Source organism: Desulfobacterales bacterium, from assembly GCA_029211065.1.
Taxonomy (GTDB): domain Bacteria; phylum Desulfobacterota; class Desulfobacteria; order Desulfobacterales; family JARGFK01; genus JARGFK01.
On sequence record JARGFK010000130.1, the window covers coordinates 1 to 11,268 of the forward strand.

Genomic DNA, 11,268 nt, shown 5'->3' on the forward strand with positions numbered 1-11,268 from the left:
TTGTCTAAAATTAACCTATCACCCTGATTCTTCAGGATCAACGAGGTTTTTTACTTTTCTTGACGGTGAATCAGGGAGGGGGAAACTATCTTCCCTGGTTGCAGAGAACAAAAAATGAATTATTATCTAAAGACTTGTTTGATATTTTGTCCGGTATGATAACGCAACAGATGACGGATTTCGCCCGTGGCGCCAACATTATCCCATGAAAATCTAAATTTTTACAAAATGGAACTGTGTCGATTTTCGGCAAAGGCATATGTAAGGAGGTTGTGTGGTCCATTCACCGGCCTGCTGAGTGTCCGGTTGCCCCATGGCGATCGGGTGCTGATCACCCCGGCAGGCGCCTCCCTTGGGGAAATCGGGCCTGAAAATCTGATCCTGCTGGACTTGGAAGAAAATATTATTGAGAAACCGGCGGGGGTGATCGCGCCGGCGGACACGCCCTATGTCATCAATTCATATAAAAAACGACGGGATGTTTTTGCCATCGGCCATTTTCACCCGCCCTTTGCCACCGCATATTCCATAACCTCCAGCGAAATCCCTTTAATTACCGCCCACAGCCGGCGAACGCTAAGGGAAATCCTCCGGGTAAAATGCCAAACCTGTCCGTCGCGGTTTGAAGGACTGTGCCTATGTATGGAAGGGCAGAGAAAAAGCTATGCCGGCGTGAATATCCTGCTGCTTGAAGACAACGGGATTGTCACTTTGGGGAAAAACCTTGGGGAGGTATTGTCTTTCGCCGGTCTGGTGGAGGAGACCGCCCGGATCGCGTGGCTTTCTGAAAATCTTTCGATAAAACCTCTTTCTAAACCGCGTTGACCCAAGGGTAAATATGAGATAGTACCCTTTTGGACCCTTTCTCCCGGCCATTTGGGAGAAGTTTCAATTTTATGAACCGTGCCCTGAAAATTAAAAGGTGAGGAAAGCGCCCCCCATTTTGAAATCCATCCGTTTAATAAAGCCATATTTTCTGGAAAACCGACCGGCCATCGTGTTCGGCATCGTTTGCCTGATCGCCGTTGACTTTTTTCAGCTGTTCATCCCGCGGGTATTAAAATGGGCGGTGGATGACCTGACGGCCTTTAGAGCCGACGGTGCTGACCTGGCGGTCTATGCCCTCTATATTGCCGCGACGGGCCTTATGATCGGATTTTTTCGATACTTCTGGCGCCTGTGCCTTATCGGCACCTCCCGGCGTGTGGAAGAAGGGCTGCGCAACAGGCTTTTTTTTCATATCCAGACGCTTTCGGCCGCCTATTTCGACGGGGTCAAAACCGGCGATCTGATGGCTCACGCCACCAATGACCTTCAGCACGTGCGCATGGCCATGGGCATGGGGCTGGTGGCCCTCACCGATGCTGTTGTCCTGGGCGCGGCCGCCATCGGATTCATGGTCTACATCAACCTGAAACTGACGCTGTTTGTTCTCATCCCCATGCCGCTGATCGTTGTGGGAACCCGTTTTTTCAGCAAAAAAATGCACCGCCTGTATCAGAAAGTTCAGGCCTCCTTTTCGGATTTAACCGAGGTGGCCCGGGAGCATTTTGCCGGCATCCGCATCATCAAGGCTTACAATCGCCAATCCGCCGCCTCGATAAAATTTATTTCAGCTTCCGGCGATTATGTCGGCAACAACATCCGGCTGGTCAGGATTACGGGTTCTTTTTTCCCGATGATGCTTCTGTTTTCGAACCTGAGCCTGGCCGTTGTTCTTTTCCTGGGCGGGCGTCAGACCATTACCGCCACGATTACGCCGGGGGACTTTATCGCTTTTATCAGCTACCTGGGGCTTTTGACCTGGCCGATGATGGCCCTGGGATGGGTGACAAATCTGATCCAGCGCGGTACCGCCTCCCTGGATCGGATTGACAAAATCTTAAAAACAGCACCTGAAATCGATGATGGGCCCGGTGCAATCTCTATCGATCGGGCCTTCGGCAGGCTTTTTTTTGAAAATGTTGCCTTTGCCTATAAATCCGGCAGCCGGTCTGTTCTGACCGACATTAACTTAGGGGTTGAACCCGGCCGGACCGTCGGCATTGTCGGTCCCCCGGGCAGCGGCAAGTCAACCCTGCTGAGCCTGATCCCCCGGATATATGATGTCACCGCCGGTCGGATTCTGTTGGACGGCATCGATATCCGCAAGCTGACACTCAAAAGTCTCCGGTCCCGGATCACCTTCATGCCCCAGGAGCCGTTCCTGTTTTCAGGCACGATCCGTGAAAACATCACCCTCGATAACGCCCGGGTCCGGGAGGATGACCTGCTCCAGGCGGTCCGCGCCGCAGCCCTTTACGATACCATCCAGGCCTTTCCGGAGGGATTCGATACCCTGGTCGGTGAAAAAGGGATTATCCTGTCCGGCGGTCAGAAGCAGCGCATCGCGTTGGCCCGCGCCCTGCTGCCGGCGTCTGCGGTTTTGGTCCTGGACGACCCCATCAGCCAGGTGGATGTGGAAACCGGTGGTGAAATTATTCGGAACATCAAGGCCCTGTCCAGCGGCCGCACCATCTTTATCGTATCCCACCGGCTTTCAGCCGTGCGCTTTGCCGATACCATCCTGGTGATGGACGACGGCCGTATCGTCGAATCCGGAACTCATGCCGGATTAATGGCGTCCGGAGGCTACTACGCCAAAACATTTCACCTGCAGGAATTGGAAGAGGCGTATCATGCGGACTGATTACGGCTATTTTGAAGAAAAGGAACTGGGCAAACCCTATGACGTCAAGCTGCTCAGACGGCTTTACCCCTTTTCCCGGCCCTATCACCGCTGGCTGCTGGGAGCCATTCTGCTGGTTGTGATGATAACGCTGCTGGATCTCTCCCTTCCCTATGTTACTAAAATCGCCATTGATCGCTATATTGTCCCCTCATACTCGGAAAGGGCCGTAAAAAGCGCCGCCTCTCCGAAGGACAGTGTCAGGTATCTGACGGTGGATATAACCGATGCCGACATCCGGGCCGTGGTTGACAAATACTGGGACCGGTTCAGCATAGAGGGATCATCCGCCCGGATCGCATACCCAAAACTTTCCACCCTGGATGAGAAAGATCTTGCGCTCCTGCGCAAAGACGACCTGGCCGGTGTCAGTCGCATGACCGCCTTGTTTCTGCTGCTGGTTATTTTAAACTTTGCTTTGAATTTTTTACATGAAATGATCATGGAAATTGCCGGCCAGCGCATGATGCATGACCTCAGGGTTCAGCTCTTCAACCACATCCAGTCACTGTCGGTCGCTTTTTTTACCCGCAATCCGGTGGGCCGCCTGGTAACGCGGGTAACCAACGATGTCCAGAATATGCAGGAACTGTTTACATCCGTGATCGTATTTGTGTTCAAGGATCTTTTTTTGCTGGTTGGTATCGCCCTCGTGCTCCTGAGCATCCACTGGAAACTGGCCCTGCTGTCCTTTGCAGTCCTGCCCTTTGTTGTTTACGCCTCCGTGACCTTTTCCGGCCATGCCCGGGAGGCTTTCCGCCTCTTGCGAATCAAGGTGGCTGAAATCAACACCCGGATTTCGGAAACCCTCGGCGGACTGAAGGTCCTTCAGCTTTTTGGCCGTGAAAAAGAAAATTATCTGAAATTCAAAAAGTTGAATCATGAAAACTACCAGGCCGGCATGCGCCAGATTAAAATTTTCGCGACATTTATGCCTGCCATTGAATTTTTAGGCGTTGTCACCCTTGCCATTGTTATATATTACGGCGGCAACCGGGTTCTGGAAGGCACGGTCAGTTTGGGGGCGCTGGTGGCGTTTATTTCCTATGTCAAGATGTTCTTTCGACCGATCCGGGACATCGCCGAAAAATACAACGTCCTGCAAAACGCCATGGCTTCGGCCGAACGCATATTCCTGATCCTGGACGACCGGCAGCAACTGCCCCGGCCGCTGCCGATGAATGCCGACAAATCCCTTGTGACGGACAAAATCAGAAACATTCATTTTAATGCGGTTTCCTTCGGCTATGTGGCGGGTGAAACGGTTCTGAAACGAATATCCTTCAGCGTCCGTTCGGGAGAAGTCCTGGCCGTAGTGGGACCCACCGGCTCCGGCAAAACAACCTTGATTCAACTGCTCATGCGGTTTTATGATCCCACCGCCGGAGAAATCCTGATAAACGGGCGGAACATCAAACAAATCGAAACGCCCCTGCTGCGATCAAAAATCGCGCTGGTCGCCCAGGACCCGTTTCTGTTTTCAGGCTCCATCCGGGACAATATTGCCCCGGGCCGGACAGAAATGACTGCCGCCCAGCTGAATGACATCCTGGCGGCATCCAACTGCAGGCATCTCATAGACAAGTTCCCCCAGGGCATCGACACTCTTTTATCGGAAGGCGGCGTGTCCATTTCAAGCGGCGAGCGCCAGCTGATTTCCATTGCCAGGGCGTTTGCCCATAACCCGGACCTGATTATTTTCGATGAGGCCACTTCTTATGTCGATTCGGAAACAGAACAAAAAATCCAAGGTGCCCTGTTTAACCTGATGAAGAACAGAACATCGATCATCGTGGCCCACCGCCTCCTGATCGCGCGAAGTGCCGACCGTATCCTGGTGATCAATCGGGGGCGAATCGTCGAATCCGGAACCCATGCCGAGCTAATCCAGCAGAAAGGGTTTTATTTTAATTTGAACCAGTTGCAGGGTTGAGTGTCTGTTCCCTGCCCTCTGATCCCTGACCCCTGATTCAGACAACATATCGCTTGCCAAACCCAAGTGTGCATGTTATAAAAACTTTTCTAAAATTTTCCGGTAGTCTGTAAAATCAGCGCTGAAGCGGTTTCTCCCCTGGCAAACCCAGGGGAAAAATTAGTGCGGTTCGGCTGAAACCCGGCCGGATTGCCAACCCTCCGAAACCCTTTGAAAGCGCCATCGAATTGAGACTGAGGTCTTACAGCTTTACAACAGGGGACAATCCTGTAATTACAAACCAACATAAGAGGAGGAATGGATTCATGGCTTACAATGCAGTAAAAATGGCTGACTGGCAGATCTCCGAGGAAGCTGAAAAAAACATGCCGACGCCGCAGGAATGGGGTGAAAAGCTGGGGCTGGAACAGGATGAAATCCTGCCCATGGGGCGCCTGGCCAAACTGGATTTTTTAAAAATCATCGAACGGCTCAAAAGCAAAAAAGATGGAAAATACATTGAGGTAACCGCCATAACCCCGACACCGCTGGGTGAAGGCAAAAGCACGACTTCGTGCGGCCTGATGGAAGGCCTCGGCAAACGCGGCGTCAATGTGGGCGGCGCCCTGCGTCAACCCTCCGGAGGCCCCACCATGAATGTAAAGGGCACTGCAGCCGGCGGCGGCAACTCCCTGCTGATCCCCATGACGGAGTTCTCCCTGGGGCTCACCGGCGACATCAACGATATCATGAACGCCCATAACCTGGCCATGGTGGCCCTGACCGCCCGGATGCAGCATGAGCGCAACTACAATGACGAACAGCTGAAGCGCCTGACCGGCATGCGTCGGCTCGACGTCGATCCCACCCGCGTTGAAATGGGGTGGATCATGGACTTTTGCGCCCAGGCGCTTCGAAACATCGTCATCGGTCTGGGCGGCCGTCAGGACGGTTTTACCATGCAGTCCAAGTTCGGCATTGCCGTGGGGTCCGAGTGCATGGCCATCCTTTCGGTTGCCAAAGACATGGCCGATCTGAAAGAACGGCTGAACAACATCACCGTGGCCTTTGACAAAAGCGGCAAGCCCGTCACCACCGGGGATCTTGAGGTCGGCAACGCCATGACTGCCTTCATGCGCAACACCATCAACCCGACCCTGATGTGCACGGCCGAATACAATCCCTGTATGGTGCATGCCGGACCGTTTGCCAACATCGCCGTGGGTCAGTCCTCCATCATCGCCGACCGCGTCGGACTGAAGCTGTTCGATTATCACGTGACCGAATCCGGTTTTGCCGCCGACATCGGTTTTGAAAAATTCTGGAACGTGAAATGCCGCTTCAGCGGCCTCAAACCGCATGTATCGGTTCTGACCACCACCATCCGCGCCCTGAAGATGCATGGCGGCGGACCCAAGGTCGTCGCCGGAAAAGCCATGCCGGAAGAATACACCAAGGAAAATGTCGCACTGGTGGAAAAAGGCTGCGAAAACATGGTTCACATGATCAACGTCATCCGCAAGTCCGGCATCAACCCGGTGGTGTGCATCAACTGCTTCCATACCGATACGGACACTGAAATCGCTGTGGTTCGCAAGGCGGCCGAGGCTGCCGGCGCCCGCTGCGCCAAATCGACCCACTGGGCCGACGGCGGCGACGGCGCCCTGGAATTTGCCGATGCCGTCATCGAAGCCTGCAACGACAAAAATGAATTTAAATTCCTGTATCCCATGGAAATGAAGCTGCGCGACCGCGTGAGCATGATTGCCAAGGAAGTTTACGGGGCCGACGGCGTTGACTGGCAGTCGGACGCCGAAGCCAAGGCCAAGATGCTGGAAAGCGACCCCAAGTATGCCGATTTCGCCACCATGATGGTCAAGTCGCACCTGAGCCTCACCCATGATCCCACGCTCAAGGGCGTTCCCAAGGGCTGGCGTCTGCCCATCCGCGACGTGCTCATCTATTCCGGCGCCAAATTCCTGTGCCCCTGCGCCGGCACCATCAGCCTGATGCCCGGAACCAGCTCCAACCCGGCCTTCAGACGAATCGACGTGGATGCCAAGACCGGAAAGGTCAGCGGACTATTCTAAATCGTTTAAACTTGCGTTGTTAAGACAAAGAGCCCGGAATTTATTCCGGGCTCTTTTTTTGTGAAGCTGTCGCCTGCCGTCTGTTGCTCATTGACCCGAAATGTTATATGAATGTATTGCTTCTTTGTTTTTTTCTTTCTTTTAAAAGTATACCCTTAAAAATGAAAATAGAAATGCCAACCTTCCAGCAAGATAAAAAAACAACTTTATCGGCTAGTCAGAAAGCGGGGGCAAATCATGGCAATCATCGATTCAACCACCGGCAAAAAAACCACCTTTTCAATTAAAGAAATCGAATACAAGGCAAGGCTCATGCGGGCCTATGCACTCACCGCCATCACGTGTGCACAATCGGGTCATCCCGGAGGATCGCTTTCGGCCATGGAAACGGTGGCAACGCTTTTCCTGGATGAAATGAAGCATGACCCCGGCAATAGCGGCTGGCCCGATCGCGACAGGTTTTTTCTCTCCAAAGCGCACGCCGTACCGGCACTCTATGCCGCCCTGGTGGAAACCGGATACCATCAACTGGAAGACATGGTAACGCTCCGTCGGTTAGGCAGCCCTTTTCAGGGACATACCGACAGGATCAAATTAAAAGGGATCGAAATGAGCGGCGGTTCTCTGGGACAGGGATTCGGCGTAGCGGTGGGCTGTGCCCAGGCGGCCAAAATAGATGGAAAGCCCTACCGGGCATATGTGCTCATGGGTGATGGAGAACAGCAGGAAGGTTCCATTTGGGAAGCGGCCATGGCCGCAGGCGACTTTAAGCTCGACAATCTTGTCGCCATTATTGATAAAAACAGGCTCCAGATTGATGGATGGGTGGAGGGGGTCATGAATGTTGATCCCCTTGCCGACAAATATAAAGCCTTTAACTGGAACGTCATTGAAATTGACGGGCACAGCATTCTTCAGCTTTTGGATGCCTTTAAAACAGCCAGACAGGTTAAAGGCAAGCCCACCGCAATCATTGCCCTTACAGTCAAGGGAAAGGGCATCAGTTTTATGGAAGATGTAGCCGGATGGCACGGCAAGGCCCCCTCGAAAGATGAGTACCTGAAGGCCATCGGGGAACTTCATCTCAAGGAATTTACCCCCGAATATATTGAAAAACTGTTTCATTCTGCTGCCGAGTTTCACAACCGTTCCAATAAACAAACATTTGATGAAATGCCGTCTTTCAGCCGGAACTACTGGTGGAACAGGCAGCAAGACATGGCCGTCCGGATGGAACCCTCACGGTTCGGATTCGGCAAAGCCCTGGCCAAAATCGGTGATGATCCCAGAATCTGCACCATCCATGCCGACATCTCCGATTCCATAAAGATTACCGATTTTGAAAAAGATTTTCCTGAAAGGTGCAACAGAGTGGTGAGCGTCGGCATCGCGGAACAAAACATGATGCTGGTGGCAGCCGGGATGGCAAAGGAAGGGAAAATCCCGGTAACAGGAACCTATGGCGTGTTCTGTACCGGCAGGCCCTGGGATCAGATCAGAACCACGATCTGTTATGCCAACCTGAATGTTAAAATCGCCGGAGCGCACGGCGGAATTTCGGTCGGCCCGGACGGCGCTACCCATCAGGCCCTGGAAGAGCTCGCGTTGATGTCGATTCTACCCAATATGACGATCATTGTCGGGTGCGACGCGTTGGAAACCCAAAAAGTAGTTGAATTTGGAATTTTACATGTAAACGGACCGACCTACTTTCGTTTTGGCCGCGAAGCCACTCCGATCGTAACAAAGGCAGACACACCGTTTAAATTCGCCGTCTCAAATATATACCGCTACCGGCAGCAAAAACCCGAATTCATAGATGCCTTTGAAATCATACCCGCCGATCAGTATCAAAATGAAAAAGAAACCATTGCCTTCATCGCCTGCGGTGCAATGGTCCCGGAAACCATGCGCGCCGCCTGGATTCTGAAGGAAGAATATGACATCGATGTGCGCGTTATAAACCTGCAGACCATCAAACCCCTGGATGAAACGAGCATCATGGAAGCCGTAAACGATATCGGAACCATTTTGACGGTGGAAGAACATCAGGTCGGCGGTTTCGGCAATATCGTTGCAGGCACAGCAGCGCGCCTGAAAGAAAAACAAACCCCACTCAAAATTGATATGGTGGGTGTTCAGGACAGGTTCGGCGAAAGCGGAGATGCCTGGCTGCTGACCCGCCACTTCGGACTGAGCGCCGAATGGATTGCAGCGCGGGCACTGGGGCTGCTGAAATAAATTGGTCGCGTAACATTACGTTATTGCACGTTTATATGTGAATTCGCCCTTTTTTTTAAAAATAACAAATAATTAGCTTGCTTTCTTTCTAAATGAAGATTATAATATGTCCAATCAATTAAGTTCCGCCTAATCTGCGGGACGGTTTCTTTCTGAAGGAATAATCCATTTGTCAATGTGGCACCCTCCAGTTTGTGACGTTGAGAATTTTTATGAAAGGAGGATGTTATCATGACCAATGGAACAGTTAAGTGGTTTAGCGACCAAAAAGGGTTCGGATTCATTGAGCAGGAAGACGGAGCGGATGTTTTTGTTCATCATTCAGCAATCAATGCCGTCGGTTTTAAATCCCTCAGTGAAGGCGACCGGGTTTCCTTTGATATAGAGCAGGGACAAAAAGGTCCTTCCGCTGCCAATGTCACTGTGCTTTAACCTTATGTTCTGACTAAAAAAAGGCATTCCTTCTCATAATGAGGGAATGCCTTCTTATTTTTTGAATTTATCCCTTTTCAATTCGCTGTCATCAGTCCTTATAGCGGTTGTCAAAAAAACGTTCCGTTATCCCAACGTTTTTTTCTACAACCGCTTATACCGCAATTTATTGTTTCGGAACTTTATTATGGAAAGCGGTATAAATCTTAAAAAAGTCCGCTTTTATAGATCCTCTTCTTGTTGTCGCTGTCAGAAATAACACCATGGAGGTAACAAATTGGCAAGATCAAATTATCAATTTAATAAACGCCAAAAAGAATTAGAGCGAAAGAAAAAGAAAGAAGAAAAGAGACAACGCAAACTGGAAAAAAACATGAAATCAGAAGAGAATCCAAATCCTGCCCAGAATGAAGCAGAGAAGTTATAAGCATGGAAACCGGATGCAAAGGAGAAAAGATATGCGACAAAAATATGTGATTTCCCGAAGTGGCGCCAAACATGAACTCAAAATCAGGGAATATGCAGTCATCGACAAAAACATGAAAAAAGTGGAATCGTCCATGCTGAAAATGGGAAATTTTTCATTTCTCTGTGAAGAAACCTATAAAAGTGAGGCTATCGTGAGTTCCATCTCCAAAGGAACGAACGCCTTGGTTGCAACCCTTCGGACCCACAATATATTCCCCATCGCACCATATGCCTCCCAAATCGCCGAATCCGTCATGGCATTGTACGATACGACCAAGGATGGTTCGGTGGAGTTGTTTTTTGACGACATCGATCTGGTTTCTGTTTGATTTAATGACTTCACCATTATCTTGATAAAATTGAAAGCCATAATACTTACCATTTACAAATGTAGTTTGCAGTGATATTCAATTAACAGCAGTCCGATATGTCAAGAATTTAATTTTTATCAGAAGGAGATCAGGATGAACATTTACGTAGGGAATTTGTCGTATGAGGTGACCGAAGAGGATTTAAAAAATGCTTTTGAGAGCTTTGGAAAGGTCGATACCATCAAGGTCATAAAAGACAATGAAACCGGCAGGGCAAAGGGGTTTGGATTTGTGGAGATGCCCGATAAATCTGAAGCACAGGCTGCAATCGAAGGCCTGAACGGAAAAGATTTGAAAGGCCGAAGCCTTAATGTCAATGAAGCCCGCCCCCGCCCCGAAGGCAGCCGAGGCGGCGGGAGACCGGGCGGCGGGAGACCGGGCGGCGGGAGACCGGGCGGCGGAAGACCGGGCGGCGGCGGGAGACGCTATTAACAAGCGGCACCCGGACTTAAGCGCCGAATCATCAGCTGTACATAAATAAAAACTGACAACGGTTTTATAACCGGGCGCTGGTATCGTAATTTTTAAAAAGTGAACCGATATCGTCTCTGCAAGACGATGTAATATTGCCAAAAAAGGAGCCAAAACATGAACAAGGCGGATTTAGTCAATGAGGTTTCAAAGGTCCTGAACACCAAAGCGGATGCCCAGGCGGCTGTGGACTGTGTTCTTGCAAGCATTACCCAGGCCTTGGGAAAAGGAGACCCTGTAGCAGTGGCAGGATTCGGCACATTTAAAGTGGCCGTAAGGAAGGCGCGTAAAGGCAGAAATCCCCAGACAGGGGAAGAAATAGACATTGCGGCAAGCAAGGTGCCAAAGTTTGTTGCAGCAAAAGCATTGAAGGACGCTGTGAAATAATTGTTCGTTTGGTGGTGTGTCCTACAGGTAGGGTCAGCAATGGCGAGCCGATCGCTTAACGTGTTGAAGAAAAATGGAAAAGGGCTGCTGGCTAAGTATCAGCGGTCATTTTCTTCTAAAAGAAATCTTCCGTAACGTCCAGGTTCTGTGCCGCCTGAAAAATCATAA

General features: G+C 50.8%; 10 protein-coding genes. All 10 read left to right on the forward strand.

All coding sequences use genetic code 11. From position 1 onward, the window contains the following. The first annotated feature begins 228 nt into the window (after positions 1-228). The 10 genes from P1P89_20005 (at position 229) to P1P89_20050 (ending at position 11,100) form a co-directional block, all read left to right on the forward strand. Positions 229-825, forward strand: coding sequence for a class II aldolase/adducin family protein (locus tag P1P89_20005; protein ID MDF1593798.1), 597 nt, complete (start codon positions 229-231; stop codon positions 823-825). Positions 826-943: 118 nt separating this feature from the next. Next, a complete protein-coding gene (locus P1P89_20010; protein MDF1593799.1) occupies positions 944-2,689 on the forward strand; it encodes an ABC transporter ATP-binding protein in 1,746 nt (581 codons plus the stop codon). Next, a complete protein-coding gene (locus P1P89_20015; protein MDF1593800.1) occupies positions 2,679-4,661 on the forward strand; it encodes an ABC transporter ATP-binding protein in 1,983 nt (660 codons plus the stop codon). The genes P1P89_20010 and P1P89_20015 overlap by 11 nt, the downstream gene beginning before the upstream one ends. A gap of 305 nt (positions 4,662-4,966) precedes the next feature. After that, positions 4,967-6,730, forward strand: a complete 1,764-nt coding sequence (locus tag P1P89_20020; protein ID MDF1593801.1) for a formate--tetrahydrofolate ligase — start codon at positions 4,967-4,969, stop codon at positions 6,728-6,730. A gap of 237 nt (positions 6,731-6,967) precedes the next feature. Beyond that, positions 6,968-8,971 carry a transketolase gene (locus P1P89_20025; GenBank protein MDF1593802.1) on the forward strand — a complete coding sequence of 668 codons (2,004 nt, stop codon included), beginning with the start codon at positions 6,968-6,970 and terminating at the stop codon, positions 8,969-8,971. 231 nt (positions 8,972-9,202) lie between these two features. Next, positions 9,203-9,403, forward strand: coding sequence for a cold-shock protein (locus P1P89_20030; protein MDF1593803.1), 201 nt, complete (start codon positions 9,203-9,205; stop codon positions 9,401-9,403). A gap of 277 nt (positions 9,404-9,680) precedes the next feature. Then, positions 9,681-9,830, forward strand: coding sequence for a hypothetical protein (locus P1P89_20035; protein MDF1593804.1), 150 nt, complete (start codon positions 9,681-9,683; stop codon positions 9,828-9,830). A 31-nt stretch (positions 9,831-9,861) separates the two neighbouring features. After that, positions 9,862-10,200, forward strand: a complete 339-nt coding sequence (locus tag P1P89_20040) for a hypothetical protein (protein MDF1593805.1) — start codon at positions 9,862-9,864, stop codon at positions 10,198-10,200. Between the two features lie 135 nt (positions 10,201-10,335). Continuing rightward, a complete protein-coding gene (locus tag P1P89_20045) occupies positions 10,336-10,674 on the forward strand; it encodes an RNA-binding protein (protein ID MDF1593806.1) in 339 nt (112 codons plus the stop codon). Between the two features lie 156 nt (positions 10,675-10,830). Beyond that, entirely contained in the window at positions 10,831-11,100 is a 270-nt protein-coding gene (locus P1P89_20050; protein MDF1593807.1) for an HU family DNA-binding protein, read from the forward strand. The last annotated feature ends 168 nt before the right edge of the window (positions 11,101-11,268 follow it).